The following is a 26809-nucleotide window of genomic DNA, read 5'->3' on the forward strand; positions in this document are numbered from 1 at the left end:
GGAGCGGCAGGGGAGGGCGGCGGCGCGCGTTCGTACCTCTGAAAAGACGTAACCACACACGAGGACAGTACTTCCGGGCGTTGCCCGTTCTCTTGGCCCTGGCGCCCGAATTTGGGTCGGTCTCCCGTACATCGAAGTATGTAGCCGGACATCAGCAGGAGGGATGACTCGAAGGATCCGGAGGATCTGCAAACCTTGGGCTGTCTGTATCGATCGATGTAGGTGGAATAGGGGGAGACTCCAGCTGTTTGACCGGCTGCCACTCACCCAGGGCAGTCTTGGCACCGCTCACCAGTGGAGGACGGAAAGTACGTGGAAACGAACGCCGCTCTTCTCGAACTCTGTCCGGGACACCTTGACCAGGATGTCCCCGGCCGCCCGCACCACCCCGCCCGGCCCCGCCTGGCGCCCCTCGCCCCCGTCCCCATATTCATCGTCCCGATCGGCGCGGACGGCCCCTCCCCGTCGTCCCCGTCCTCCTTGCGCCCCTCCCCCTCCCTGTCGTACCTGCCGTCCTCCCCCTCCTCCGCCGGCTCGCCCGCCGCCCTCCGCGGCTCGGGCAGCGCGCTGTCCCCGGACAGCTGCCTGGGGCTCAACGGCCATTCCGCGGCCACCCTCGACGACGCCTCCCGCCGCTGGCTGCTGGCCGGGCTCCCCGCCCGGGTGAGCACCGCGATGGCCGAGGCCACCTACTGGGAGCTGTACGGAACCCGCGGCCTGCTGGTCGTGGCCTGCGGGGAGGACGCCCGGCAGATGGGCTTCTCGGTGGAGTCGGTGCGGCGCGGGAGCCCGCCGCCGCCCACCCCGTACGAGGTGCTGACCGCCCGGGAACTGCGCGCCGCGGACCGGTTCCCGGAGGCCGAGCGGGAGCGGATGATCACCCGCTTCTGGGTCCGCAAGGACGCCGCCATGCAGGCCGCCGGCGGGGGGCTGTCCATCGCTCCGGAGCGCATCGAGGCGGGCTTCCCGGCCGATCACGGAACGGTCACCGTGCCCGGCCCCTATGGCGTCGACGTTCCGGTTTCGGTACGGAACTTCACCTTCTCCCCCTCCTACGAGTTCGCGGTGGCCACCCCGGAACCGCTGCCGCTCGCCCCTTCCTTCGCCTATTCGGTCAGCTGAATGCCCGTTCCCACATCGGGGCCGAATCCGGCCGGTGTGGAATTCCGCCACTGGCCGGAATTCGGGCCATAACGCGGGCGGGCGTGGGCGACGGCACCGGTAAGGGAGCGCTACGGCACCGGTATCGGACGGGCAAAGGACCACCCGGGTGAAACTCGCGCATGTCGCACCCGCCGGGCATGCCGAAAACCATATTGCCGGGTTACTTGGTGCGTGCCCACCGGTCGTGGCGAGTACCGCGTCACGGCACAGCCGGAGCACAGCGGAGGAATCCCGTGATGCCGTCGCCCCTCGCCGAGCGGTCCGCTCATACCCTCCTGTCCGTGCTGCTCGCCGTGCTGGCCGTCGTCGGCCTCGCCGTCCACCGGGCCGCCGCGGCCGCGCCGTCCGGGTCGCCGGTGCCCGACTGGGAGCGGATCGCCGACTGCGAGAGCAACGGCCGGTGGCACATCAACACCGGCAACGGCTACCACGGCGGCCTGCAGATCGACCCCGCCACCTGGCGCGCCTACGGCGGCAAGCGCTACGCCCCGCGGGCCGACCTGGCCACCCGCTCCGAGCAGATCGCCGTCGGCCGCCGCATCGTCCGCGACCGCGGCCTCTCCGCCTGGCCGCGCTGCGCCTACACCCAGCAGTCCCCCCGGGCCACCTCCGCGGGCCAGCAGGCCCCGCCGGCCTCCGCCGCGGACCGGGAGTCCCCGCGGGCCTCCGCCGCGGACCGGGAGGCCCCGCGGACCTCCGCGCCGGACCAGGAGGCCCCGCGGACCTCCGCCCCGCCGCAGCAGACGGCCCGGACGACGGTCCCGGACCGGCAAGTGCCCGCCGACACCGGGCAGGAGGTGCAGCAGACCCCGCCGACCCGCCCCCACGCGTCCGCGCGGGCCGCGGCGTACCACCCCAACCGCGCGAGCTACGTCGTCCGCACCGGCGACTGCCTCTCCGTCATCGCCCGGCGGAACCACGTCCCCGGTGGCACCCAGGCCCTCTACGAGCTCAACAGGCACAAGCTTCCGCACGGCCCGGACCACCTCTACCCGGGCCAGCGGCTGCGCCTTCGGGCGTAGCGGTCCGGGACGCGGAGTGCCGGTGGGACGAGGGCCGTCACGGTGAATCCAGTGGTCGGAGAGGGTGAATGCGGGGGACGGGCCGTTGCTCAGGCTTGGTGCAGGCGGGCCCGCCCGGTAGCAAGACCGCGGGTTCATCCACCGCGAAGTGCAGGAGCGCACAGTGAAGAAGAGAACACGTGTCAGCATCGTGATCGCAGGAGCGTGCGGCATGCTCCTGGCCGCCGGCGGGGCCAGCCCCGCCATGGCCTGGGACGGCGGGTACGGGGGTTTCGGAACGGGCGGCAACGTGATCGACAGCGACACCGTGGCCTCCTTCCACTCCATCATCCGCTGCTCGCCGCGGGCCAGGGTCTGCGTCAACGGACCGGTCAACTCGGGTAATACGAAGAACTCGCAGAACGTCCACATGTCCGGCAACAACAGCGACAGCGGCAGCCCGACCAACAGCAACGGCAACACCAACGTCGACAGTGGCGGCACGACGGGTGCCGAGAACCACACCGGTAACGACATCCAGCACAACGGTCCCGGATCGACCAAGATCTGACGGCCAACTGCGGCGGCCCCGCTTCCCGGTACGTACCGGGAAGCGGGGCCGCTGTGTGAGGTGCCGACGGGTCAGGGAATCAGCTTGATGAGCCGCTGGATGTTGTTGCCGCTGCCCTGGGAGGCGCCCGCGACCGAGTCGGCGCTGTTGGTCGAGCCGTTGGTGTTCGCGAAGTTTCCGCTGTTGTTCGGGTTGCCGTGGTTGATGAAGTTCCCGCTGTGCAGGCTGTTGCCGCTGTGGACCGGCCCGTTGATGCAGGGCTGCGGCGACGGCGAGTTGACCCTGGGGGACTTGTAGTGGAAATCGGCGAGGCGGTTGTTGCACACCACCCCCGAAACCATGCCGGTGATGGTGCCGAGGTCGGCCCCGGCCACCGCCGACAGCAGTGATTCACCCGGAATGGTCACGGCCTGGGCGGTGTTGGTGCTGAGCAGCACCAGCCCGCACGCCCCGATGACGGTGCCCGCCTGCGCAAGTCTTCTCACGATGCTCCCTCGCCTGTTCATCGTTCCGATGCCAGACGTATCGTGCTGCGCCCGCCGGTCCGCATCCCCCTTCAACCCGCAGGAGGTAAAACGCTCGTCGGCCAGAATCAGCCGGGTGGCCCAACAACTCGGGCCGGGGTGCCGCCGTTGAGGACGGGCCTTCCCCGGGACCCCGCCCGGGAGCGCCCCACGGGCCGCCCCCGGTACCGGGCCGGCGCGGCCCCCGGGGACGGTCCGCCGAACGCGCCCTGGCTTCAGAGCACCAGCCGCTCCGGCATCGGCTGCTTGACCCCGTCCAGCTCCAGCGTGCAGCGCGGCACGGACGGCACCAGGTGCGGTTGCCGCAGCAGGACCCGGAAGGGGTGGACGGGCTCGTCGGGCAGCTCGCCGGTCAGCACGTTCATCCCCGGCGCGTGGTGCTTGCGGTACGCGACCACCTTGCCGTCGACGAGGAGCTCCAGCTCCCCGTCCCGGCCCGGGCCGACGTTCACGGTGATCGAGTGGCCCCCCTGATCAAGGTGGAAGTGATGGCTGTGCCCCATGGCGCACCTCCGGCAGAGCCCGGTACGGACGGCGCGACCGCGCTCGCGGCCGTACGACCAGCGTAGGACGTCCGTCCGGAGACGTCCGTCCGGCGGGGAACGCGGCCCGCGAGCGACAATGGGCGTGGGAGACGGTGATGAACGGCTCGGTGCGTGTCGGACAGGTAGCCGGGGTACCGCTGCGGATGCACTGGAGCGTGCCCCTGCTGGTGGTGATGTTCGCCTACGGACTCGGCCGGCAGGCCCTGCCCGCCTGGACCCCGGGCCGCCCGGACGCGGTCTACGCCCTCGCCGGGGTCGTCGGTGCCGCGCTGCTCACCGGCAGCCTGCTGCTGCACGAGACGGCCCATGCCGCGACCGCCCGCCGGAAGCAGATCTCCGTCGAGGACGTGACGCTGTGGGCGCTGGGCGGGATGACCCGGATGGGCCGGCCGAAGACCGCCGCGGCGGCCTTCCTGGTCGCCGTCAGCGGCCCGCTCACCAGCCTGCTCATCGGCGGCGCCGCGCTCGGCGCGGGCGTCGGGCTGCACCAGCTCACCGGCTGGGCGGAGGTGCCCGCCGTGGTGCTGATGTGGCTCGGCTGGGCCAACCTCTTCCTCGGCGTCTTCAACCTGCTGCCGGCCGTACCGCTCGACGGCGGGCGGGTCGTCCAGGCCGTCCTGTGGTGGCGGACCGGGGACCGCGAGCGGGCGGACCTGGCGGCCTCCCGGAGCGGCCAGGTGCTCGCCGTCCTGCTGGTGGCCGGCGGCTGGATCTCCGTGCTGCGCGGGGCGCCGGGCGGACTGTGGATCGTCTTCATCGGGCTCTTCGTGATGGTCGTGGCCGGTGCGGAACACCGCCGGGCCGCGCTCCACACCGAGCTGCGGGGCCTGCGGGTCGCGGACGCCATGACGGCCCCGGTGACCAGCGGCGCCGACTGGCTGAGCGTCCAGCGGTTCATCGACGAGGTGGCCGTGCCCGCGCACCACTCCGCGCTGCCGCTGCTGGACTTCGAGGGCCGCCCCAGCGGGCTCGTGCAGCTGCGCCGGCTGGCGGCCGTACCGGTGGCCGAACGGGACGCACTGCGGGTGCGCGAGGTGGCGGTGCCGCTCTCGCAGTGCGCGGTCGCCGCCCCGGACGAGGAGCTGAGCGAGGCGATCGACCGGATCGGTCTGCGCACCGGCCCGCGCATCCTGGTCGTCGACGGCGGCCACCTCGTCGGCATCGTCACCGCCAAGGACATCACCCGGCTCCTGCGGCGCCGCACGCTGGGCGGCACCGTCGGCCAGGGCTGACCACGGCCGGCCCGCGCCGGCCTTCGACAGACGGGACCCGCCATGCCGTACATCACCGTCACCGCCCTCAGCCATCCCGGGCTGCTGCGCGACCACAACGAGGACAGCCTGGTGGCCGGGCCGTGGACGCTGTGCGGCACGGTGACCGAGAACCCGCAGACGCTGGTGTTCCCGCTGGGCACCCCGCTCGTGGTCGCGGTCGCCGACGGCATCGGCGGACAGCCGGCCGGCGAGGTGGCCAGTGCGCTGACCGTCCGGCAACTGGCCGCGGTCGGCCCCGGCCTCGGCAGCGAACAGGCGGTCCGGGAGGCCCTGGACGTCTGCAACCGGGCGGTGTACGCGGCCGCCGGCCGGGACCCGGAGCTCGGCACCATGGGCACGACGGTGGCCGGCGCGGTCGTGCTGCACGAGTCCCTGGTGGTCTTCAACGTCGGCGACAGCCGGGTGCTGTCCGTGACCGAGGAGGGCCTGCACCGGATGAGCGTGGACGACAGCCCGCCGCTCGCCCCGGGCCACCGCACCACCTCCCTGGTCACCCAGGCGCTCGGCGGCACCCGGACGTACAACGAGATCACCCCGCACGTCACCACCGCCCCGCTCACCCCACGCAACCGCTACCTCGTGTGCACCGACGGCCTGACCGACCCGGTCCCCGAGCCCACCCTCGCCGACCTCCTGCGCGCCCACGACACCGGCCGGGCCGCCTTCGAACTGTGGAAGACCGCCATCGAGGCCGGCGGGCCGGACAACATCACCCTGGCGCTGATCGGCATCGGCGACTGACGGCCCGGCGACGGCCCGGACCGCCCCCGGAACCGCCCCCGGAACCGCCGCAAGAGCCGCAGCGGGAGCCGCAGTGGGGGATCCCACACGCCCACCCCGTACGGAACCCGCCCCCGCCCGGTGGCGTCTTCGGCCGTGGTGCAAACGGTGACGGTCCGTGGAGGAACCCGGTGGAGCGCAGGATGTTGGGGCAGCGTTACGAGCTGGGGGAACAGCTCGGGCAGGGCGGGATGGGGACCGTCCACCGGGCCGTCGACCACCGGCTGCGCCGCACCGTCGCGGTCAAGACGCTCTCCGCCGAGCTGGCCCGGCAGCCCGAGTTCCTCAGCCGGTTCCAGCGCGAGGCGCGGGCCGCGGCCGCGCTGAACCACCCCGGCGTGGCCACCGTGCACGATGTCGGCGAGGACACCGCCGACGGGTCCACCGAGCCCTACCTGGTGATGGAGTACGTCGAGGGCCGCACCCTGAGCCGGGTCCTCGACGCCGGCCCGCTGCCCCTGCCGCAGGCCGTCGACCTCACCTGCCAGGTGCTGGACGCCCTCGACCACAGCCACCGGCACGCCATCGTCCACCGCGACATCAAGCCCGCCAACGTGATGCTCACCGACGCCGGCACCGCGAAGGTCGTCGACTTCGGCATCGCCAAGGCGCTCAGCGAGGTGGCCACCCGGCTGACCGGGACGGGGGTGGCGGTCGGCACGCCCGCCTACCTCGCGCCGGAACAGATCAACGGCGCCGAGACCGACCACCGCACCGACCTCTACGCGGTGGCCTGCCTGCTCCACGAACTGCTGACCGGCCGCCCGCCGTACACCGGGGACTCACCGTTCTCCGTCATGCACCAGCACCTGGCGGCCGACCCGGTCCCGCCGTCCCGGCTCCGGCCGGAACTGCCGCCCGCCCTCGACGCGGTGATCGTCCGGGCGCTGCACAAGGACCGCGACGGCCGGTACCCGAGCGCCGCCGCGATGCGCGCCGCCCTCACCGCGGCCGCCGCCCCCGAGCCGGTACCGGCTGCCGCACGCATCCCCGCGCCCGTCCCCGCGGCCGCACCCGCCGCCGTCCCGACCCCCACCGCGCTCGACCCGCGGGCGGCGGCCCCGGCCGGGCCGGCCCCGTCGCAGGAACCGGCCGCCTCGGGTCCGGCCGCCGCGCCGGAGCCCGCAGGGGAGCCCGCCCCGGAGTCCGCAGCGCGGCCGCAGCGCCGCTGGCTGCCCGGCCGGGTGGTCTTCCGGCCCACCGCCGAGGGCGCGGTGGCGCTGCTCGGCTGTGTGCTGTCGCTGGTCATCTCCCGTTCGCAGGTGATCGAGGTCGGACAGTTCTCCCGGGTCGCGCTGCTCGCCGCGGTCGCCGGTGCGGTGCTGCTGCTCTGGTCGGCGCGGCTCGCCTGCGCGGTGGTGTGGGGGCCGGTCGCCGAGGCCGTGGCCGTATGGTCCGAACTGGCCCGCGGCTATCTGGACTGGGACACCCACTACGTCGTCATCGCCCTGCTCCTCGCGGTCGTCGCCGCGCTGTGCCTCGCCGCCGGCTACCGGGACGAACGCTCCGGCGGTTTCGCGCTGGTGGCCTTCTGGTTCACCGCCCTGACCGCCCTCTGGTTCTTCCTCGACGACCTGCGCAAGATAGGCGTCTTCTACGTCCTGCTCCTCGCCGTGACCCTCGCCATCGGCACCCAGGTCCTCAAGTCCCGGACCCGGCCGGCCACCTGACGCCGGCCGGCCCGCCCGGACCGCGTGGCGTCACAGCCGCCTTGCCACCGGTGCGACGCGGGCACCGTGCCGGTCGGTCTCACCGAAGCTGGTGATCGTCCAGCCGCCGGCCTCAACGATGCGCCGCTGGAGCACCTGCCGGTGGGTGTCATCGGTCGCCAGCCGGCCCCAGGTGTGGATCAGGCACAGCACCTCCCGGCGGCCCGCCTCCGCCCGCATCGCGTCCAGCAGGTTGCCGAGCTGCGGGCGGTGGGTGCCCATCGCGTGGTCGCCGAGGTCGAGCCAGTGCCCGGCCAGCACCCACCCCATGCGGTCCACGTAGGCGTGGCAACCGGTCAGCCGCATGTCCAGCTCGCTCCGGGCGCGCAGGCCGCGACTCGTGCACCGGTCGTAGATGAACGCCAGCGGGGCCGGAGTCATCGCCAGTCCGCCGCGGTGTGCGTGGCCAGCAGGTACTGGCAGTCCCGCGTGAGGTGCCCGATCTGTACGTGTGCGGCGAGCACGTCGGGCCGAAGCTCCTGTGCGGCCCGGTGCTCCGTACCGTCGAGGCGGGCCGCGAGCTCACGCGCCTGGGTCTCGTCCCCGCGACGGTGGAGACGGCGGACCTCCTGCCGGGCGAGGGGAATGAGGAGGGCGAGGTGTCCCTTTAACTCCCCCTGGGCCGCTGCCAGCTCGGCAGGATCCGGCCGCCCACTGCCGAGGCGCAGCGCCCGCCGGATCGTCTCGCTGATCGTCTCCACGTCGAACGGGTCGCAGCCGAGGGCGGCAGATGCCGCAAGTTGTTCACGCTCGGTGTCCATGTTGTGACGGTAGAAGCGTGTGACCAGCGCCTCAATGGTAGTTTCTCGGCCCTGGCGCCCGAAGTGCCAGCGCCTACAACGGGACTGACAGGGCGTCTGCCAACTCCCGCATCCGTGGGGTCAGTGTCCGGCGCTTCTGCACCACGTCGCCCAAGATGTCCCGGGCGTATTGCTGGCTGGCCAGCCACTCGGGCGCGTTCGCGTGCACGTCGGCCAGTACGTCGACGGCTTCCCCGTACTGCCTCATCATCGCGTGCGCCTTCGCCACGTCCAGCCTGTGCCGGTGGTACTCCGTCGACACCGCCAGTGCCGGCCGCTGTCGAGCGTGCGTGTGGCGGGCCCGCTTCGCCGCGCGCAAGACCTTGTCCGGCTCGTCAAGGACGATGTGCCGCTCGGCCGCCTTGTAGCGCACGGTGGTGGGGCCCCACGTCGTGAGCCGTTCGGTGCCGCGCGGCAGCTCACGGCCGAGCATGACGGATACCGACTGCGCGAGGCGCATGGTGTCGGCTGCCTCGCCACGCCGGTTGTCTCGCAGGTTCGCGGCCGAGGCCTGCATCAGAAGCCAACCCCACGCTGCCAGTTCCTCCGGCGTCGCCCTCGACATGCGTGGCTCGACGTCATCGGCCCAACGTGTCGCCAGCTCCCGGGCTTCTTGCAGTCGGCCTTGGCGGACGAGAAGCCAACTCCAGGTGGTGACAACCGCCGCTGCGCGCAAGCGGTCAGGCGCGTCGTCCAAGGCGCGCTGCAGTGCGGTCTCCGCGGCGTCGAATTCGCGCACCTGCGTCAGGACCGACCCGGCAATCTGCAGCAGATGGGCACGGACCCCGCGGGCAACGGCCGAGTCCCCCAGCGCATCAGCATCGCGCAATGCCGGCGCCAGGAGTGCCGAGAGGTCGGCGAGACGGTTGCTGAAGTACGCACTGCGCACGCTGGGCAACAGTGCTTCCACGCCCTTCACCGTCGGCGGTTCCAAGGGGTCGCCGGCGCCGAGTTGGACGGCGAGTTGGAGAGAACGCCACTGCTCGGCCGGTTCGACCCGGGGCTGATCGTCGCGCTCCAGCAGCGTCGTGGTGGTGACACGGAGAGCGGCCGCGAGTTTGTGGGCAGTCTCCATGCGTGTGCCTGGTGCCGTGCCCTGTTCCAACTGCCGGATGAGGGATACGGACACCCCGGAGGCACCTGCAAGTTCTCGCTGCGTCAGTCCACGGCGCTTCCGGATCGTGCGGACGCGGGCGCCGATGTGCATGTCGGCGTGCTCGGGCATACGCGACTCCGTTCTGACTCGACACCAGAACGGTACCTCCGGCAGCCGGGGGTGGGCGATCGAACGACCCCCGCCTCGACGGGGGCCGTTCGCTTGACTGCCGTGCGTGGAGGGGCAGTTGCGACACGGCGGCGCGTCAGCTCAGTGGGCCGCTCCGGCCATTGGTGCGCCGTCCTCGCCGTGGGTGACCTCGGGCAGCGGAGTCAGCGGCGACCGGCCAGGGAGCCCTGAACGGCATCCCTCAGGCGGGCTCCGCGCTCGGCGTCGCCGTACTCGGCACCCTGCCCGGACTGCCCGTGGCGGGAGCCGTGCTCCTCGCCGTCGGCCCGCTCGCCGTCGTCCTCCTCGTCCGGGGTGGGCGAGTGGTCCAGGGCGTCGCCCGAAAGCTGGGCAGGAGCGCAGCGCCACCGGCCGCGAATTGGTCTATTCCTGTCTTGGTCCAGTCCATTGACGGACCGTCGTCCACGGGGCTATCCCGTATCCCATGCCAACCACCGTGATGGGAACGGGAGTTGGCGGCGCGTCCCCCTCCTCACCCCCTTGGACGGACATGAGACGTATGCGCTCCTTCCGGGCGGCTCTCGCGGCCGCCGTCACCGCGGTGACCGCGGCCGGCCTGACCGCGCTGGGCGGCGGCACCGCCCACGCGGCGACCCCCCTTCCGCACCGGGTCTTCGCCCCCTACTTCGAGTCGTGGACCGGCGAGAGTCCCGCCGCGCTGGCCGCCGCGTCCGGCGCGAAGCACCTGACCATGGCCTTCCTCCAGACGGAGGCCAAGGGTTCGTGCACGCCCTACTGGAACGGCGACACCGGGAAGCCGGTCTCCCCGGCCGCGTTCGGCGACGACATCAAGACCCTCCAGGCCCGCGGCGGGGACGCCATCCCCTCGTTCGGCGGCTACGCCGCGGACACCACCGGCACCGAGCTCGCCGACAGCTGCACGGACGTGAGCAGGATCGCCGCCGCCTACGAGAAGGTCGTCACCACCTACGACGTGGCCCGGCTCGACATGGACGTCGAGGTCGACTCGCTGGACAACGCCGCCGGCATCGACCGCCGGAACAAGGCCCTCAAGCTGGTCCAGGACTGGGCGGCGGCCAACGGGCGCACCCTGGAGATCTCCTACACCCTGCCGACCACCACCCACGGCCTCGCCGACAGCGGTCTCGCGGTGCTGCGGAACGCGGTGAGCAACGGCACGCGGGTGGACGTCGCCAACATCATGACGTTCGACTACTACGACAACGCCGCCCACGACATGGCGGCGGACACGAAGACCGCCGCCCAGGGCCTGCACGACCAGCTGGCCCGGCTCCACCCGGGCACGCCGGACGCCCAGCTGTGGGGAATGATCGGCGTCACCGAGATGCCCGGCGTCGACGACTTCGGCCCGGCCGAGACCTTCACCCTGGCAGGCGCCACCCAGGTCTACGACTGGGCGGTCGCCAAGGGCCTCAACACCCTGTCGTTCTGGGCGCTCCAGCGGGACAACGGCGGCTGCCCCGGCGGCAAGGCCGCGGACAACTGCTCCGGTATCCAGCAGAACACCTGGGACTTCACCCATGTCTTCGCGCCCTTCACGGGCAGTACGGGCACCCCGGCCGACGACTTCTCGGTGACCGCCGCGCCCGCTGCCGGTTCGGTCGCCGCGGGCAGTACGGCCACCACCACCGTGCGGACCGCGGTGACCGCGGGCGCCGCGCAGCCGGTGAAGCTCACGGTCGACGGCGCCCCCGCGGGCGTCACCGCCTCGCTCAGCCCCGCCTCGGTGACCGCCGGCGGTTCCTCGACGCTCACCCTCGCCACGACCCCGGCGACGGCCTCGGGCACGTACACCCTCACCCTCACCGGCACGGGCACCACCGGCAGCCACACCACGACGTACACCCTGACCGTCACCGGCGGGAGCGGCCATCAGTGCACCGCCGCGGCCTGGTCCGCCGGCGCGGTCTACACCGGCGGCCAGCAGGTCTCCCACCAGGGCCACACCTGGAAGGCCAAGTGGTGGACCACCGGCGAGGAGCCCGGCACCACCGGCGAATGGGGCGTCTGGCAGGACCTCGGGGCCTGCTGAACGACGGCTCCGCCGGTCAGAGGCAGACGACGCCGAGCACGCAGATGTGGGACGGCGAGGTCGGCTCGGTGGACGGCGAACTCGGCGTCGTCGACGGCTGCTGCTGCGTCGGGGTCGTCGAGGACGAGCCCGAGCCCGAGTCGGAGCTGGCGGGCTGCTGCGCCGAGGAGCCGCCCGAGGCCGGGGCGGACTGCCCGGAGGAGGCCGGCGCGGCGGCCGCGGGTGCCGTGTCGGTGTGGGCGGCGTGCCGGGCCGGGGCCGGTGCGGCCGCGGTGTGCGGTGCGGTGCCGGGGGCCGGGGCGGAGTGCGTCGGGGCGGCGGAGGGCTGCTGCGCGGCGGCCGCCGGGGCGGAGGAGTGGCCGACGCCGGCGTCGGGCTTGCGGTGGCGGCCCAGGGGCGCGCGGTCGCCGGGGTGCCGGGAGGCCCGGCCGTCCGGCTCCTCCGAGGCGGTCGGGGTGCCGGGCGCGGAGACGGTCTCCGGGTCCGGTGCCGCGGACGCCTGGGCGTGGGCGGTGGCGGGCCGGTTGTTCTGCAGCAGCGTCGCGGTCACCGTGCCGCCGACCAGCGCGAACGCGGTCGCGGCCACGGCCCGGCGGCGGTACTTCTTCCACCGCGCCAGCTGCCGGCGCCGCGCGGCGCGGCCCTGCCCGGTGCCGGTGGCGGCCGGGACGTCCGTGCCTTCGGAGGCCGCGAGGTCCGCCTCCGGGGCGGTCGCGGCAGCCGTCTCGGCCCGCGCGGGCGGCATGGCGTCCTCGTAGAGGGCGGCCGGGGTTTCCGGCGCCTGCCAGGACTCCCACAGCGCGGCCGCCTCGGCACCCGTGGGGGCCTGGCGGTGGGCGGGCGGGGCTATGTCCGGGGCGTAATCACCACAACCCGGGCACACGAGTGCCCCGTTGAGGTTCCGGCGGCACGAGGAGCAGTAGTCCATCTGCGAGCTTTCTGTGCTGTCGCGCCGCCAGGGACGCCGGAGACCAAATCACCATCGCACTCGGGATCGAGCGACCAGCAACGCTAACGGCACCCCTCGGACGCGATACGAAGAGGTTGTGACGCTTCCGTGCAGATTCCCGGGCTGCGGCCGCCGCATGACCGACAAGCCCTGATGAATCCGGTACGGGCAGGCTGGACTTCACGGCGCCACTGTGCGACGCGGCTCACAATCGGCCCGCGCGGTACCGCCGCAGGACCCGCGTACGGCCTTCCCTACGATGGGGCCCGTGAGCATCCGCGAGCCCGCGTCCGCCCCGCAGCCGAGGCTGCGGCTGAAGGCGCTGCTCGTCCTCACCGTGCTGGCGGGCCTGCTGGGCATGCACGGACTGGCGAACACCGGCGCGCTGCCGACCACCACGGCCCCCGCGCACACCGCCCACCAGATGCGGCCGACAACGGCGATGGCCGCCCCGGCACCGGCCCCGGCGCCCACCTCCGCCCCCGCCTCCGCTTCCCGCGACCACGGACAGCACGGCTGCTGCCCGGACCACGCCGACGGCGCCGACGGCGCCGACGGCACCGGCGGAGGCAACGGGCACGCCCACCACGCCGACCCGACGTGCGCCTCGGGCGCGCTTCCCGGCGCCCCGGCCCTTCCCGCGCTGCCCGCTTCCCTGACCGGCACCTCCGACCGCGCGGTGCTGCTCGCGGACCGGTTGGCGGACGGCACCACCGGGGCCCGCGCCCCGCCTTCCCTCGCCCAGCTCCAGGTCCTGCGGATATAGGACGCGCCCGCCCGGCGCAGCGCCGTACGCCCTCCTGGCCGGTCTGCGCCGCGGACGAGCACGTCTTCCATCCACTGATCACAGGAGTTTTGCGTCATGCACGCGACCCGTAACGCCCGAACCGTTCTGCTCCGTCGCGCCGCGCTGGCGGCGGCCGCCGTGACCGCGGCGGCCCTGACCCTGTCCGCCTGCGGCAGCGGCGGCGGCAAGACCGACGACGCGGCCCCGAGCGGCACGCCGTCCGCGACGGCGGGCGCGTCCGCGGGCAAGCACAATGCCGCCGACGTGACCTTCGCGCAGGAGATGATCCCGCACCACCGCCAGGCCGTGGCCATGGCCGACCTGGCCGCGACCCGGGCCGGCTCGGCGGACGTCAAGGCGCTCGCCGCCACGATCAAGAAGGCCCAGGACCCGGAGATCACGACCATGTCCGGCTGGCTGAAGTCCTGGGGCGAGAAGGTCCCCCAGGACCACGACATGGCCGGGATGCACGGCGGGACACACGGCGGGACCCACGGCATGGAGGGCACGGACGGCATGGCGGGCATGGACCACGGGGGTGCCGAGGCCATGCCCGGCATGATGAGTGCCCAGGAGATGGCGTCGATGAAGAACGCCACCGGGAAGGCGTTCGACGCCCGGTTCCTGAAGCTGATGGTCAAGCACCACCAGGGCGCTGTCGAGATGGCCGGCACCGAGCGGAAGCAGGGCGCGTACGGCCCGGCCAAGAAGCTCGCCGGTGACATCGTCACCGCCCAGAACGCGGAGATCGCCCGGATGCGGAAGCTGCTCGGCTGACGCCTGGTCTTCACGGCACCCACTGAACGGGGCGGGCACCGGGACACCGGTGCCCGCCCCCTTCGCTCACGCCTCCTCGCTCATGCCTCTGCGCTCATGCCCCTGCGCCTATTCCTCGTAGAAGTTGTTCACCACGACGTCCGGTTCGTCGTCGTCGAAGGCTTCGTTGAGGAGGGCGCCGCCGACCAGTCCGGCCGCGCCGGCGCCGATCAGCGCACCGGTGCCGAACCGCCGGCCGCCGCCCTGCTGGTGGTGGTCCGGCTGCTGCGGATAGCCCTGCTGCACGGGCTGCGGGTAGCCCTGCGGGGCCCCTTGCGCGTACGGATCCGGGTAACCGGCCTGGGGCGCGGTGTAGTACGGCGGCGGCGTGGTCCGGACGCGCTGGGCGCAGCCGGGGCACGCCTGGATCTGGCGCGGGACGCCCCACTGCGGGGACCAGGTGACGGGCGTGCTGCCGGGGCCGTGGCCGGGGTCGAAGAAGCACGTCATGGGGGAACTCCCGGTGGGTGACGGGGCGGTGGAGGCGTGCGGCGCCGCGGGAGTGACGGCCGGCGGGGTCTGCGGGGCCGGCGGGAACGGCGCGGCGGCTGCGACCGCTACGCCTGGTGCGCCCGGTGCGGCGGCCGGCGGCCGGGGCCGGAGGACGTCGACGCCGAAGTCCTGTGCGATCCCGGCCAGCCCGGAGGCATAGCCCTGCCCGACGGCCCGGAACTTCCACTCCGCGCCGTGCCGGTACAGCTCGCCGAAGACCATGGCGGTCTCGGTGGCCGCGTCCCCGCGCAGGTCGTAGCGGGCCAGTTCGGCACCGGTGGTCTCGTCGACCACCCGGATGTGGGCGCGCTGGACCTGGCCGAAGCTCTGCCCGCGCTGCTCGGCCTCGTAGAGCGAGACCGGGAAGACGATCTTCTCGACCTCGGGCGGGACCGTGGTCAGGTCGATGTGGATCCGTTCGTCGTCCCCGCCGCTGCCGCCGACCGGTTCACTGCCAAGGTGGCGGACCGATCCGTCCGGGCTGCGGAGGTTGTTGAAGAAGACGAAGTGGTCGTCGGAGAGGACCGTGCCGGACCGGTCGCACAGCAGGGCGCTGGCGTCCAGGTCGAAGCCGGCTCCGCCGCCGGTGCCCACCTGCCAGCCAACTCCGACGACCACGGCGGTCAGGCCGGGCGCCTGTTTGCCGAGCGACACATTGCCGCCCTTGGTCAGGGCCACACTCATCTGCTCCTCCACAACTCTCGGGCGTGCAGCATCCGTCGGCTTCAACGCGGCATGCGCCCCCGAGGTTCCTGAATTGCGCAATCAGTGAAGTGAGCAATCGGTGAAGTGCTGAGCCATATCGCTACGGTGGCGCGCCGGCGTGTACGGCGGAAGGCGATACGCAACGCTCCCACTCGTACAGGGGGTTTCGTTCCCGGCCTTGCGCTATGGGCGTTTTCCGAGCCGGGGCGCGGAGACGTTACCGGGCGAGTGTGCCCTCACCTTCAGGAGGAACCATGCGCATCCGTACCGCAGTTGCCGCCACCGCCCTGACCGCCGCCGCTGTCCTGGGGGGAGCCGGTGTCGCCGCCGCCGACTCCGGAGCAGGGGGCGCTGCCCTGAATTCGCCAGGTGTCATCTCGGGCAACAACATCCAGATCCCGATCCATCTACCGATCAACCTGTGCGGCAACAGCATCGACATCATCGGGCTGATCAACCCGGCCTTCGGGAACACCTGTGTGAGCGACTGACCGGACACGGCAGGGCCCCGGCCGGAAATCCGGCCGGGGCCCTGCCGTTGTCGGCTACGCGAAGATCAGCACGATCGCCAGGAGGACGATGATCACGCCGACGCCGCTGCCCACCACGCAACCCAGGCTGGACGTCAATTCGTTGAACCGGCTCCCGAAGGCGGGTGGGTCCGGTGCGGCCGTGGTGGGAGCCGGGGCGGATGGCTGGGTGGTGGCCGCCGGTGTGGTGGCGGCGGGGGCCAGGCTCTTCTGGTGCACGTCCCGGACGATCTGCTGCCAGAGGTCGGCCGGCAGGTCGGGGGCGACGCCGTTCGCCGGGGCGATGATGCTGTCCCAGAGCCAGTTGCCCGCCGTGGGATGACGGTCCCGGCACATGCGGTGCAGCAGCTCCCGCAGATCGGGCAGGAAGCGTGCGTCCCTGGTCAGCGGGGCGACGGCCCAGAGATAGAGGTCGGCCGCCCGGCGCGCCATGGCCGTCCGGGACGCCGACTCCGGGTCCAGCCCGTTCGGCTCGAAGTACAGCCCGTTGTCGAGCACTTCCCGGCACAGGTCGTGCTGCATCTGCGGCCGGCGCTCCCGCACCCGCAGGGCGTCCCCCAGCTCGTCCAGCAGCATCCCCAGCGGCTCCGGCGGCAGCCCACCGGAACGCAGGACGTCGAAGAGCGCCTCGTCGGGCAGGGCGCGCAGCCGCTCCGTCAGCAGGTCGCGCTGCAGGGCGTTCCGAGGGAGTGGATTGCGCAACTCCTCTCGCACGGAGGCCATTTCGAGGGCGCCGGGTGTCCGGGGGGCGGGGGGCGACGGTTCGTGCCTCGCGGGCGGCTCGTGGGACGCGGGGGGCGCCTGGGGCTGGGGCGCGGCGGGGGGTGGCGTCTCCCGGACCGGGGGTGTTTCCCGGACCGGCGGTGTTTCCCGGAACGGGGGTGCCTCCCGGGCCGCGGGCGACGCTTCCCGGCTCGGCAGCGGGGCTGTCAGGTCCCGCACCGGCGGTGGCGTGTCCCGCTCCCGCGCCGGCGGCTCTTCCCGCACCGGTGGCGTCTCCCGCACCGGTGGCGTCTCCCGTGCCGGCGCCGTCTCCGGTACGGGAGACGTCTCTCGTACGGGCGGCGGAAGGTGCGTCGGTGCGGGTGCGGGCCCCTTCGTCAGGGTGGGTGCGGGCCCCGCCGTCGGTCCGGGGTCCGGCTGGGGGGCCGCGGCGGCCGGCGGGCCCGGCGGCCGGTCGACGGAGAGGAAGTCCTTGAGCAGGGCCTGGCGTCGCGGCCAGTCCAGCGTCGCGCCGTTCCTCAGCCCGTCGATCAGCTGCGGCAGGCCGGGGCTGCCCGGCGGGTGTGCCAGGAGATGCTTGACCAGCCGGTTCGCCGCCTTGTGCTCGACCTGCGGCTGGACCGGTGTGCGGACGTCGACCCGGGCCAGCGGGCCCGGCCCGCCCGCGTCCGGTTCCCAGCGCGGTACGCACATCAGCCGCAGCGGATGGCTGTCGACCGTGTCGTACGTGGCGAACGTCCACTCGCGCCCCAGCCAGGAGCCGAAGAGCAGGAACAGGCCCAGGTAGACCAGTGGCGCGGGGTCCGGGCCCGGCTGGCCGGGAGGTTCCTCCTCTTCCATGAGGAGCGAGATCCGCTGGGCCGGGTCGCGCAGCCACTCCGCGGCGATCAGGATCAGCGGGCGCTGGACCGTCGGCAGCCGCCCCTCCATCTCCGGCAGCCACCGGCGGGCCAGCGCGTCGAGCTCCCCGCACTCCACCGGGCGCAGCTGCCCGGTGGCCTGTTCGGCGGACTCCCGGGGGCTCCAGCCGCCGTACGCGAGGCCGAGGCTCTGACGGGTCTTCAACGTGCCCGGCGCGCCGATCAGGACATGGCTGACCGTGCTGGGGCGGCCGCCCCGGTCGGTGGTGGGCCAGCGCTGGACGAGCATCACGTCGCCGTCGCGGGAGACCGTGCGGACGACGCTCGGCCGGGGCGCGGCCGCACCGGAAACCCACAGCAACGGGCCGAGTTCCCGGCCCAGTTCCTCGGCGCGTTCGGCCGTGCAGGAATGGGCGACGGCCTTCATGCCGGTGCCCTGGCGTCCTTGGTTGCCGTCCCACCGGAAGACCACCTGGTGCACCGTGTCCACGGCGCCACCGCCGCCCGGCCCGCCCGTGAAGCCCGGGCCGCCCGTGAAGCCCGGGCCGCCCGTGAAGCCCGGCCCGCCCGTGAAGCCCGGCCCGCCCGTGAAGCCCGGCCCGCCCGTGAAGCCCGGCCCGCCCGCGGAGGCCGGCCCGCTCGCGTAGGCCGGCCCGCCCGTGAGGCCCGGTCCGCCCGTCAAGCCCGGTCCACCGGTGCCGGTGCCGGTGGCCGTAGGACGGTGCGTCGGTCTCCGCTCCGTGAAGTCGCTCACTCCGCTTCCTCTCCCCCTGATCCGCTGGCTTCCGGCGGGGCCGATGGCCGCGCGGCCGCCCCTCCGACGGCGAACGCCTCGGCGCCGCCCGGCACTTCGATCACCCCGTGCATCGCCAGCAGCGACACCAACGGCGCCAGCACCCGCCGGGGGCCCACCCCGGTCGGATAGCGGCCGTGGTCCTCCTGGCCGCCGGTGGCCGACGCGACGTGCAGGGTGCACCGGCGGATCGCGTCGAACGGGCGCAGCCACGCCTGGCCGGCGTGCCGGCGCAGCAGGCCGTGGACGTCCCGGCTCTCCTCGCGCACCCGCGCGGGGTCGAGGGCGGTGGGCCGTGCCTCGCCCAGCCACCGGTCGACGGGCGGCTGGAACCGCAGCAGGTCGGCCTTGCCGAGCACCATCGTGGCCGCCACGTCCAGATACGGGCCGTTCTTCGGCAGCCGGTCCAGGACCGTGCCGAAGGCGAGATCGCCGTCCCGGTTGACCTCCAGGCCCCAGCGTTCCCTGGCGTGGTCCAGATGCGGCAGCGGGAGCGCCAGCGCCGGGTCGACGACGAAGACCAGGGCGTCGACCCCGAGCAGGAAGCGGAGCGCGGCGTCGGTCCGCACCAGGTCCTCGCCGCCGAGGTCGAAGAAGGCGACCGGGCGCACCTGCCCGCGGGCGTCGGTGATCAGCAGCGACTCCACGAAGCGGGCGAAGCCGTCCAGCCCGATCCCGCCGGTGTGGTCGAGGACCTTGCCGTTGCGCAGCGGCTGCACCCGTTCCCGTACGAACCGGGCGTGCTGCTCGGGGTTGACGGACTGCCACTTCAGACCGAACGGCTCCAGGCCGCCGTCGGTGATCTCGGCGATCATCTGGGTCAGCAGATGGCTCTTGCCGGTGGAGGACTGGCCGACCATCGCGACGGTCAGCGGACGGCCGTAGGTGAGGTAGGGCACCGGGATGAAGTGCTCGGGGAAGTCCGGGTCCGCGGTGCACTTCTGGACGGCGGACCGCATCACGTCCTGCCGCCGCAGGGCGTTGGTGATCCCCTTGACGTCCAGCTGCTGGTACTGCATGCGGCTGTCGGTGACGTACAGCGCGGTGAGGTCGAGTTGGATGGGCTCCAGGCAGTACGGGCAGAGGACTTCTCCGCTGCCCCGCCCGCCGCTGTTCCCTGCCGGGGCTTCGGCGGCGGGGGCCTGCCGTTTGAGGCGCAGGGCCTGGTCGAACGCCTCCTGGTCCGGGCGGTACTCGTCGTCGGCGGGCCCGGTGAGCGTGAGCTGCCGGGCGGCCCCCGGAGCCAGGAGGTCGAGCAGCCCGGCCGGTGTGGGGCGGTCGGCGGCCCGCGGGGCGAAGGCACCGCGCAGCGTCTCGGCGAGCACCCGGTGCGCGGCGAGGTCGTCCGGTGCCCGGTCGGGCGGTCCGGGTCGGCCGGTCACCAGCTGGTAGAGCACCTGGGCGGCGCTCCACACCGCATCCCGGGAGTCCACGAAACCCTCTCCCCGGCGCTGTTCGGGCGGGCAGTAGGGGGCCCGGCCCCACCGGGTCCGTGGCCGCCCGACGTGGGCCACCCCTTCCAGCCCCCAGAGCTGCACCGAGGTGCCGTCCCAGAGCACGGTGGCCGGTGAGATGCCGCGCAGCACCAGGCCCTGGCCGTCCAGCAGGCACAGCGCCCGCAGCAGGTCCCGGGCGAAGACCCGCTGGTCGCTGGCGGACATCACATGGGTGCGGGCGGCCGCGGTGCCGCGTGGCGCGGCGTACAGCAGGAACGGCTCGGCGGTGTCGAGTTCGTAGCCGATGATCTGCGGGAAGAGCGCCGCGTGCTCCGGGTCGTCGAGCACCCGGTGCAGCCGCAGCGCGGTGCCCGCCTCGGCGTCCAGCAGGGCCCGGGCCGCCGAGTTGGCCGCGTCGGCCGCGGTCAGCCGCACCTGGACGCACTGCTGCCCCTCGTCGTCGAGCAGTCCGTTGCGGATGCGCTGCGGCAACTGCGGATCGCGGCGGGACTCGCGGCCGAAGCGGACCGGGGCGACCCGGCGCCGCCCCGAGGGGACGGTGAAGGCGAGCGTGGCCCGCCGGGTACCGTCCGGCTGCACCACGTGGGGGTGCGAGGTGCTGGTCACCAGAGGTCGCCGTCCCTTCCTTCGTACGCGTCGACCTGGGGGGACCCGTCGGAGCCGCCGTACCCGCCGGGGCCGCCGTACCCGCCGGGCGCGCCGTACCCGTCGGGCCCGTCGAAGCCGTCGGGGCCGTCGTCGGTCCCGTCGCCCCCGGGGCTCTCCCGGGGCCGGACGGTGTCGACCACGCCCATCCGCAGCGGGGTGAGCCGGATCAGCCCGGCGTACCGCCCCGACGACGTCCACAGCGCGTCGGCCGGCTGGCCCGTGCCGCCGGTCCGCCAGGCCTTCTCGACCTCGCCGCGCACCGCCTCCGGCGCGAATCTGAGCCACACCGCGGCCGCCGGGTCGCGGTTGAGCAGCGTGCCCTGCTCGGGCGAGGACAGCTGCACCACGGCCCGCCGGTCGGCCTCCGCGCCCACCAGTTCGGCCACCCGCTGCGGGTCGGTCCCCAGGAGGTTCGCCGAGCTGGCGCGGGCGCGGTGGTCGGCGGCGAACGGCGGTGCGGCCAGCACCCCGTTGGTCCGGAGGTGCCGGCGGGCCGCCGAGAGCAGCTCGCGGACCCGTTCCTCGGTGCGCCGGACGGCGAGCGCCCCGGCCTGGCCGCGTTCGACGGCGCCCCAGTACGGCGCCATCGCGACCATCGCGGCGTCCGTCAGGTCCCCGGCCAGGGTGGCGACCAGCTCCGGCCCGCCCTCGCCGCTCTCCCGGTCCAGCCAGCGCGGAGCACCGGCGGCGCGGTCCTCCCAGGTGTCGGCGGGCCCGGCGGGCTGCTGCTCCCCGGCCGGTGCGGCGGGGTCGTCCCAGGAGGGCTCGTCGTCCCAGGCGTAGGCGCTGGCCCAGTCGCTGTCCGCGTCGTCGGCCACCGCGAAGGTGCCCGTCTCCAGGGCCGAGGCGCTGGAGAGCCAGTCGTCCGCGGCCGCCGGCTCGGTGCCGGACGGGCCGGTGCCGGCCGGCCGTTCGGGCTCGGGGGCCGCCTCGGCGTCCGCGGCGGCCGCGGTCGCCCGCAGCATGCCGGCGACGGACCGGGCCGCGTCGGCGCAGTACAGCCGTTCGTCGGCGGCCCAGTGCTCCCGGACCGCCTCGGCCAGCAGCGCGTCCAGCCCGGCCAGGGACCGGCGCAGCGCGAGGGTGCCCTGGTCCGCGCCCCAGGTGTCGGCCGCGGTGCGCCACAGCCGGCGCGCGGTCTCCGCCGCGGCGCCGATGCCCACCAGCGCCGCGGCGGTGCTCAGCCACGGCGGCGGGTCGGTCGCGTACGCCACCGTCACTCCGGCCGCCGCGCCCACGACCGCCGCGACCCGGGCGCCCACGGCCCACCGGCCCGGCCGTCCCGCGCCCCGCAGCCGGGTCGCGCCGAGCGCCGCCAGGCCCTGGAAGACCAGCGGGACGAGCAGCGCCAGGGCCATGAACGGCCACTGCCACAGCCCGCCGAGCAGCCCCGCCGCGCCCGCCGCCAGCACCGCGGCCGGGGTGACCGGCAGCGGGCCCGCCGCCGCCTGGGACCGGGCCGCCGCGTCGGCGACCGGCAGGTCGGCCAGCCGCGGCAGCAGTGCCGAACCCGGCACCGGTTCCACCCGCCCGGCCAGCGCGGTGAACCGCCGAGCCACCGCGCGCAGTGCCAGCCCCTGTCCCAGGAGCTTCCCGGCGAACTCCCGCAGCCCCTCACCGATCCGCTCGCCCACGCCCTCGGCCGAGGGCACCCGCAGACCGAGGGCCGCGAGCCGGGCGGTGGCCTCGGCGGCGGACGGCGCACCCGAACTGCCGCCGCTGTGCAGGGCCCCCGCGACCAGCTCCCGGTAGTCGACCAGCGCCTGGTGGGCCCGGTCGAGCTCGGCCTCGAACGTCCCCCGGTGGACGGGCCGCAGCAGGCCGAGGACGGTCCGCAGGCCCGCCAGTTCCTCCTCCGCGTCGTCCAGCGCCTGCGCGCACGCACGGTAGGCGTCGTCCGCCACCCCGCCGGTCTCGCGGTGCCGCAGGTCGCGGCCGCCGCGGCCGGCCACCAGGCCGCGCAGCGGCTCCGGCAGGTCGACGCCGGACCGGGTGGCCGGCAACTCCGGTACATGGTCGGAGTCCTCGCCGGCGAACCGGCCGAGCGCATCGCGCCAGGCCCGGTCCCGTACCTCGGGCGGCAGGTCCTGCTCCAGCAGCCGTACGCCGGGCGCGGCGACGGTGTCGGGCAGCGACCCGAGGTCGTCGAGCACCCGCTGGAAGACGTCCGGCACCGACAGCAGGTCCACCAGGACCGCCAGCGCCGCCGGGTCGTCGGGCGCCGGCTGCTCCAGCGCGGTCCGGGCGGAGCGCAGATCGCCCGCCCACAGCAGCGCGGTGCCGGAGCCGCGCAGCACCGCGGGCCGCACCAGCCGCCGGTCGGGCGGCAGCACTTCCTCGTCGCCGGCGTACGCCCCGGGTGCGCTGCCCACCAGCAGCACCAGCATCCGGACCTCGCCCAACGCCCGGTAGGCGGCGAGGAGTTCGTACTGCCGCTGGTGCTCGGTCAGTCCCGCCGGGGTGTCCACCACCAGGAACAGCGGGTGGTCGGGCTCGGGCAGCCCGGCCCGGCCGAGCTGCCGGGCGACCGCGGACCGCACGGCCGCGGCGGTGTCGAGCTGCGCCGCCTGTGTCCGCAGGTCCAGGTGGACGACGGCGGTGGCCTCCTCCGTGGTGGTCACTCCGCATCACCGTCCCAGGGGTTGCGGCGCGCACGGTCCCGGCCGCCGTCGTCGGCGCCGCCGGAGGAGCGGTCCTCCCGGGCGTCGTCGTCCCAGGGCGCCCACGGCCGGCCGTCACCGGCGGAGTGCCCGTTGAGCCGGTCGCGGTCACGGCCCTCCTCCCGGTCCCGGTCGCGGTCCCGCTCGCGGTCCCGGTCGCCGTCCTGATCCCGGTCGCGGCTGCGGTCCCGATCCCGGTCCCGTTCCCGTTCCCGGTCCGCGGACGGGCGCCGGTCGCCGGTGCCGTACGAGCCGTCACCGGACGCGTCGCGCCCGTAGGAGTCCCCGTCGCGCCCGTACGAGTCTTCGTCACGCCCGTAGGAGTCCCCGTCGCGCCCGTACGCGTCCTCGCCCCGCCCGTACGAGTCTTCGTCACGCCCGTACGAGCCCTCGCCGCTCCCGTACGGGTCCGCGCCGGACGCGTCGTCGTCCCGGTACGCCCCGCCCGAGGACCGCGGCGCGGTGCCCCAGTCGTCCTCCTCGGTCACCCGGCGCCGGGGCTCGGGGAACTCCTTGCGGGCCCGGGGCTCCGGCGTGCCGCCGCGGACGTGCTCCAGCAGGGTGCGCAGGGTCGGCTGAATGGCGCGCTGGTCCCCGAACTCGGTGTCCAGCGCGGCCGGCAGGGTCTCCGCCCAGAATTCCCACAGCGGCCGGACCCAGCCCTCGACCCGCTCCCCGCCGCGCTCCCGGCGCTCCTCCAGCAGCCTCAGCTGCGCCGGCGCGATCTTCTCGACGAGTTCGACGAAGAGCGGATGCGGATCACTCCCGCTGCGGGCCAGCCCCTGCGGCTGGGCCCCCATCAGCTCACGGCAGTAGTCCTCGACGATCCGCTCGTCGTCGAGGACGGTCCAGCGCTCGTACGAGCGGAGCAGCTCCGCCCAGCTCGACACCCCGCCGGGGAAGTCCCCCAGCCGCAGCCGGACCCCGGGCACGTTCTCGCCCTTCTCGGGGAACAGCCGCAGCCGCACCCGTTCCGGCGAGGACGTGTCGCCGCCCACCACGTCCACCTGGCCGTTCCACATGCAGCACAGCAGCCGGTGCAGGATGGCGCGGCGGTCGTCCTCGCAGCTCACCATCCAGCTGTCCCGGTAGCCGAGCCGCTGCCGCCAGCGCAGCACGTCGTGCGCCTGCTCGTTGTCCTTGGCCCGGGCCCACTGGCGCAGCACCTTGCGGGCCTCCGGCACCTGGGTGAGGCTCATCTCGCTGCGGAACAGCACCACCGTGATCGAGTCGCTCTCCACGCCGCGGTACTCGACCGAGTTCTTGGCGTCGGAGGGCAGTCGCAGCGCCTTGCCGAGGAACTCCTGCACCTCCTCCACGGACTGGACCCGCGGGTAGGTGACCAGCACCCGCAGCGGGCCGGTGCCCTCCGGGGTGAAGCCCACCGGCAGCAGCCCGGTCAGCTTCCGGCCGAACAGCTCCAGCGCCTCCTTGCTGACCTGGTCGGTGGCGTCCGCGTCGCCCGCCGCGGCGGCCAGCAGGGTGCTCATCGGCGGCAGCAGCGGCCGCTCCTCCAGGTGTTCGCCGCTCTCCGCGAACAGCCGGGTGATCCGGCCCTCCAGCTGGGCCTTGACGGCCGCCACCGCACCGTCCGGGTTGCGGCGGCTCTGCGCGTGCACCGAGCGCCAGGTGTCCCCGTCGATCATCTTGAGCAGCAGCGCGGCCTCGTCGTCGTGCTCGCGTAGGCCCTCGCGGCGGACCAGCCGGGTGACCAGGTCCTCGTAGAAGTGGTTGAGGGTGCGCTGCGGCGGCAGCAGGTACGAGATGCCGGTGCGGTCCTCGTACAGTTCGAGGCCCTTCTGCGCGGAGAGCTTCCGCTCCTGCTCGGAGTGCTTGCGGAAGGCGTTCACCAGCCGCCCGAGGTCGGTGCCCGCGGCGTCCGCCTGCGGCTGCCAGCGCTGCTGCTGCTCCCGCCACGCCTCGTGCCACACGATCCGGCTGCGCCACTGGTACCAGGCGTCCTGGGCCTGGAGGGCCGCCTGCACGTCGTCGTCACCCCAGCGGGCCGGTGACATACCGGCCAGCCGGCCCTTGATCCGCGGTGCCTTGGGCGGCTGGTCGGTGACCCCCGCCGGACGCGGGGGCGCGACCGCGCGGCTGTTGAGCATGCCCAGGAACCCGACGCGGGCGATCGGCTCGTCGCTGTCCGGGACCCCGCGCACGACACGTTCGGCGAGGAACGGGTCGACGCTCTGCAGGAGTTTGTCGATGGCGGGCCGCGGCACGAACCGGTCGGCCATCGAGGCGGCCTGGCGGTCGGCGACGGACTGCAGGTCGGCCAGCAGCCGCTGCATGTCCGCGACCCGCTCGCCCAGCGCCGTCTCGATGGCCCGGCTGCCGCGCGGCAGCGGCTCGGGCTCGGGGACCGGCAACTGCCGCCGCTCCCACAGCTCTTCGAGGCCGGAGTCGGCGAACAGCTGCCGGATCATCGGCACCGCGCCGTCCCGCAGCGTGGTCCGAGGGCGCTCGACGAGGTCGGTGACCGCCTCGCGCAGCAGCCGGCCGGCCACCAGGTCGGCCAGCTGGTCCATCGGCGCGGTCATGGAGGCCACCAGGCTGGTGGAGACGCCCTGCCGGCCGATGCCGGTGGGGGACATCGCGCTGCGGTGCACGCCCCGGTTGATGAAGCTCGCGGCGAAGGTCTGGTAGTCGTCGTCGGCCGCGGTCGTCCGGCCCCGGGACCGGCCGTCGCCCAGCTCGGTGCCGATCAGCGACATCACCAGGGAGACGATGGAGCGCCGCAGGTCGTCCTGGCGGATGCCGGCGGTCGGGCTGAACAGGAAGGCGGTGGGCAGGATGCCGGTCCGCAGCCGGATCGGGGTGGTGCCGGGGTAGCGGATGCCGAGCCCGGAGGAGTCGTGGTCCAGGTCGCCGATCTCCGCGCCCTCGGTCGGCGCGTTCTGCCCGTCCACCAGCCGGAACAGGTCGACCAGCGCCCGGGCCGCGTTCAGCTCCGCCTCCCGCCCGCCGCCGGAGGCCGAGGAGAACGAGGACGGCATCACGACCAGCGGGTAGATCTTCACGCCGTCGAACCGGCGCATCTTGAACGCCTGGTTGATCAGGTGCAGGTAGTCCAGGAAGATGCCGGCGCCGGTGCCGCCGGCCACCGAGAAGGCGACGAACACGTCGCAGCCGTTGACCTTGCCGCCGCCCAGTTCGCTCAGCTCACCGGCCGACTTGGCGATCGCGTCGATCGCCTGGAGCAGCGGCTCCAGTACGGGGGCCAGGCTGTGCCGCAGGGTGGCGAACAGGGCGGCGCGGCCGACGGTGGGCAGCTGGCCGGCGCCGTTGTGGAGCGGGGTGACCTTCGGCTCGTCGATGCGCGGCGGCAGCCAGTCGGCGACCTCGTCGCGCAGGCTCGCCCGGAGCATCTTGGTCACTTCCGGTGAACTGTCGAAGTTCGGCAGCAGGTTGTGGGTGGCCCGAGAGGTACGGGCGTACGCGGCCCGCAGCGACGGGTCCACGTTGAACTGCGGCAGGCGCTGGAGGTCGGTCTCGCTGTAGTCGGCGTAGACGAACTGCAGGCAGTCGGGGAGCTGGTAGGGGGCGTGGCCGCTCAGGTGGCTGAGCGCGACGCCGTCCGGACCGCACAGCTCGGCCCGCAGCCGGCGCTCCAGTTCGGCGCCGACCAGGCCACCGGTGCCGCCCAGGCCGACGAAGAGCATCGGCTGGAAGATTTTCATGGGTTCCTCCCGTTGCGGCCGTACCGGCGGCCGGTCGTT

General features: G+C 73.9%; 21 protein-coding genes. 10 read left to right on the forward strand and 11 right to left on the reverse strand.

Annotation, left to right across the window (positions count from 1 at the left end):
• The first annotated feature begins 312 nt into the window (after positions 1–312).
• The 3 genes from AB0E02_RS30370 to AB0E02_RS30380 all read left to right on the forward strand — a co-directional run bounded on the left by AB0E02_RS30370 (position 313) and on the right by AB0E02_RS30380 (position 2736).
• A complete protein-coding gene (locus AB0E02_RS30370; protein WP_362145014.1) occupies positions 313–1122 on the forward strand; it encodes a hypothetical protein in 810 nt (269 codons plus the stop codon).
• 278 nt (positions 1123–1400) lie between these two features.
• Positions 1401–2186: a transglycosylase family protein gene (locus AB0E02_RS30375; protein WP_362145017.1), complete on the forward strand. Its 786-nt coding sequence runs from the start codon at positions 1401–1403 to the stop codon at positions 2184–2186.
• Between the two features lie 163 nt (positions 2187–2349).
• Positions 2350–2736: a hypothetical protein gene (locus AB0E02_RS30380; RefSeq protein WP_362145020.1), complete on the forward strand. Its 387-nt coding sequence runs from the start codon at positions 2350–2352 to the stop codon at positions 2734–2736.
• Positions 2737–2807: 71 nt separating this feature from the next.
• On the opposite strand, the gene AB0E02_RS30385 is transcribed toward AB0E02_RS30380, so the two are convergent.
• Complete coding sequence (locus AB0E02_RS30385) at positions 2808–3221, reverse strand: hypothetical protein (RefSeq protein WP_362145023.1); 414 nt, start codon at positions 3219–3221, stop codon at positions 2808–2810.
• A gap of 254 nt (positions 3222–3475) precedes the next feature.
• Positions 3476–3763 carry a hypothetical protein gene (locus AB0E02_RS30390; RefSeq protein WP_030411441.1) on the reverse strand — a complete coding sequence of 96 codons (288 nt, stop codon included), beginning with the start codon at positions 3761–3763 and terminating at the stop codon, positions 3476–3478.
• 137 nt (positions 3764–3900) lie between these two features.
• On the opposite strand from AB0E02_RS30390, the gene AB0E02_RS30395 reads away from it, so the two are divergent.
• The 3 genes from AB0E02_RS30395 (at position 3901) to AB0E02_RS30405 (ending at position 7529) form a co-directional block, all read left to right on the forward strand.
• Positions 3901–5037, forward strand: coding sequence for a site-2 protease family protein (locus tag AB0E02_RS30395; RefSeq protein ID WP_362145026.1), 1137 nt, complete (start codon positions 3901–3903; stop codon positions 5035–5037).
• Between the two features lie 42 nt (positions 5038–5079).
• Positions 5080–5820: a PP2C family serine/threonine-protein phosphatase gene (locus AB0E02_RS30400; protein ID WP_362145028.1), complete on the forward strand. Its 741-nt coding sequence runs from the start codon at positions 5080–5082 to the stop codon at positions 5818–5820.
• Between the two features lie 182 nt (positions 5821–6002).
• Entirely contained in the window at positions 6003–7529 is a 1527-nt protein-coding gene (locus tag AB0E02_RS30405; protein WP_362145031.1) for a protein kinase, read from the forward strand.
• A gap of 30 nt (positions 7530–7559) precedes the next feature.
• Here the strand turns inward: AB0E02_RS30405 and AB0E02_RS30410 are convergent, their stop codons facing one another.
• The 3 genes from AB0E02_RS30410 to AB0E02_RS30420 all read right to left on the reverse strand — a co-directional run bounded on the left by AB0E02_RS30410 (position 7560) and on the right by AB0E02_RS30420 (position 9593).
• Positions 7560–7949: a hypothetical protein gene (locus tag AB0E02_RS30410; RefSeq protein WP_362145034.1), complete on the reverse strand. Its 390-nt coding sequence runs from the start codon at positions 7947–7949 to the stop codon at positions 7560–7562.
• On the reverse strand, positions 7946–8329 hold the full coding sequence (locus tag AB0E02_RS30415) for a DUF6415 family natural product biosynthesis protein (RefSeq protein ID WP_362145036.1): 384 nt from the start codon (positions 8327–8329) through the stop codon (positions 7946–7948). Before AB0E02_RS30415 ends, AB0E02_RS30410 begins: the two co-directional genes overlap by 4 nt.
• A gap of 73 nt (positions 8330–8402) precedes the next feature.
• Positions 8403–9593, reverse strand: a complete 1191-nt coding sequence (locus AB0E02_RS30420) for a helix-turn-helix transcriptional regulator (protein WP_362145039.1) — start codon at positions 9591–9593, stop codon at positions 8403–8405.
• 550 nt (positions 9594–10143) lie between these two features.
• On the opposite strand from AB0E02_RS30420, the gene AB0E02_RS30425 reads away from it, so the two are divergent.
• Positions 10144–11667, forward strand: coding sequence for a chitinase (locus tag AB0E02_RS30425; RefSeq protein WP_362145041.1), 1524 nt, complete (start codon positions 10144–10146; stop codon positions 11665–11667).
• A gap of 16 nt (positions 11668–11683) precedes the next feature.
• On the opposite strand, the gene AB0E02_RS30430 is transcribed toward AB0E02_RS30425, so the two are convergent.
• On the reverse strand, positions 11684–12595 hold the full coding sequence (locus AB0E02_RS30430) for a hypothetical protein (protein ID WP_362145044.1): 912 nt from the start codon (positions 12593–12595) through the stop codon (positions 11684–11686).
• A gap of 289 nt (positions 12596–12884) precedes the next feature.
• Here AB0E02_RS30430 and AB0E02_RS30435 point away from each other — a divergent pair, with 289 nt between their 5' ends.
• A complete protein-coding gene (locus tag AB0E02_RS30435; RefSeq protein WP_362145047.1) occupies positions 12885–13382 on the forward strand; it encodes a DUF6153 family protein in 498 nt (165 codons plus the stop codon).
• Between the two features lie 96 nt (positions 13383–13478).
• Positions 13479–14180 carry a DUF305 domain-containing protein gene (locus AB0E02_RS30440; protein WP_362145049.1) on the forward strand — a complete coding sequence of 234 codons (702 nt, stop codon included), beginning with the start codon at positions 13479–13481 and terminating at the stop codon, positions 14178–14180.
• A 108-nt stretch (positions 14181–14288) separates the two neighbouring features.
• Here AB0E02_RS30440 and AB0E02_RS30445 read toward each other — a convergent pair whose 3' ends face one another.
• A complete protein-coding gene (locus AB0E02_RS30445) occupies positions 14289–15395 on the reverse strand; it encodes a TerD family protein (protein ID WP_362145052.1) in 1107 nt (368 codons plus the stop codon).
• Positions 15396–15670: 275 nt separating this feature from the next.
• Here AB0E02_RS30445 and AB0E02_RS30450 point away from each other — a divergent pair, with 275 nt between their 5' ends.
• Positions 15671–15907, forward strand: a complete 237-nt coding sequence (locus AB0E02_RS30450) for a chaplin (protein ID WP_362145055.1) — start codon at positions 15671–15673, stop codon at positions 15905–15907.
• A gap of 54 nt (positions 15908–15961) precedes the next feature.
• On the opposite strand, the gene AB0E02_RS30455 is transcribed toward AB0E02_RS30450, so the two are convergent.
• The 4 genes from AB0E02_RS30455 to AB0E02_RS30470 are packed head-to-tail and all read right to left on the reverse strand — an operon-like array spanning position 15962 to position 26770.
• Positions 15962–18283 (reverse strand): hypothetical protein, encoded by a 2322-nt coding sequence (locus AB0E02_RS30455; protein ID WP_362145058.1) that lies wholly within the window; start codon positions 18281–18283, stop codon positions 15962–15964.
• A complete protein-coding gene (locus tag AB0E02_RS30460; RefSeq protein WP_362145061.1) occupies positions 18280–20385 on the reverse strand; it encodes a hypothetical protein in 2106 nt (701 codons plus the stop codon). Before AB0E02_RS30460 ends, AB0E02_RS30455 begins: the two co-directional genes overlap by 4 nt.
• Positions 20382–23048 (reverse strand): hypothetical protein, encoded by a 2667-nt coding sequence (locus tag AB0E02_RS30465; RefSeq protein WP_362145064.1) that lies wholly within the window; start codon positions 23046–23048, stop codon positions 20382–20384. Before AB0E02_RS30465 ends, AB0E02_RS30460 begins: the two co-directional genes overlap by 4 nt.
• Positions 23045–26770, reverse strand: a complete 3726-nt coding sequence (locus AB0E02_RS30470) for a tubulin-like doman-containing protein (protein ID WP_362145067.1) — start codon at positions 26768–26770, stop codon at positions 23045–23047. Before AB0E02_RS30470 ends, AB0E02_RS30465 begins: the two co-directional genes overlap by 4 nt.
• Positions 26771–26809 lie beyond the last annotated feature (39 nt).

The organism is Streptomyces sp. NPDC048196, from assembly GCF_040652715.1.
GTDB lineage: Bacteria > Actinomycetota > Actinomycetes > Streptomycetales > Streptomycetaceae > Streptomyces > Streptomyces siderophoricus.

What these genes read in the sequence shown, in the direction of transcription:
- AB0E02_RS30375 (WP_362145017.1), top strand. Translation starts at nt 1,401, where the DNA reads ATGCCGTCGCCCCTCGCCGAGCGGTCCGCTCATACCCTCCTGTCCGTG.
- AB0E02_RS30390 (WP_030411441.1), bottom strand. Translation starts at nt 3,763, where the DNA reads ATGGGGCACAGCCATCACTTCCACCTTGATCAGGGGGGCCACTCGATC.
- AB0E02_RS30395 (WP_362145026.1), top strand. Translation starts at nt 3,901, where the DNA reads ATGAACGGCTCGGTGCGTGTCGGACAGGTAGCCGGGGTACCGCTGCGG.
- AB0E02_RS30400 (WP_362145028.1), top strand. Translation starts at nt 5,080, where the DNA reads ATGCCGTACATCACCGTCACCGCCCTCAGCCATCCCGGGCTGCTGCGC.
- AB0E02_RS30405 (WP_362145031.1), top strand. Translation starts at nt 6,003, where the DNA reads ATGTTGGGGCAGCGTTACGAGCTGGGGGAACAGCTCGGGCAGGGCGGG.
- AB0E02_RS30410 (WP_362145034.1), bottom strand. Translation starts at nt 7,949, where the DNA reads ATGACTCCGGCCCCGCTGGCGTTCATCTACGACCGGTGCACGAGTCGC.
- AB0E02_RS30415 (WP_362145036.1), bottom strand. Translation starts at nt 8,329, where the DNA reads ATGGACACCGAGCGTGAACAACTTGCGGCATCTGCCGCCCTCGGCTGC.
- AB0E02_RS30420 (WP_362145039.1), bottom strand. Translation starts at nt 9,593, where the DNA reads ATGCCCGAGCACGCCGACATGCACATCGGCGCCCGCGTCCGCACGATC.
- AB0E02_RS30425 (WP_362145041.1), top strand. Translation starts at nt 10,144, where the DNA reads ATGAGACGTATGCGCTCCTTCCGGGCGGCTCTCGCGGCCGCCGTCACC.
- AB0E02_RS30430 (WP_362145044.1), bottom strand. Translation starts at nt 12,595, where the DNA reads ATGGACTACTGCTCCTCGTGCCGCCGGAACCTCAACGGGGCACTCGTG.
- AB0E02_RS30440 (WP_362145049.1), top strand. Translation starts at nt 13,479, where the DNA reads ATGCACGCGACCCGTAACGCCCGAACCGTTCTGCTCCGTCGCGCCGCG.
- AB0E02_RS30445 (WP_362145052.1), bottom strand. Translation starts at nt 15,395, where the DNA reads ATGAGTGTGGCCCTGACCAAGGGCGGCAATGTGTCGCTCGGCAAACAG.
- AB0E02_RS30450 (WP_362145055.1), top strand. Translation starts at nt 15,671, where the DNA reads ATGCGCATCCGTACCGCAGTTGCCGCCACCGCCCTGACCGCCGCCGCT.
- AB0E02_RS30470 (WP_362145067.1), bottom strand. Translation starts at nt 26,770, where the DNA reads ATGAAAATCTTCCAGCCGATGCTCTTCGTCGGCCTGGGCGGCACCGGT.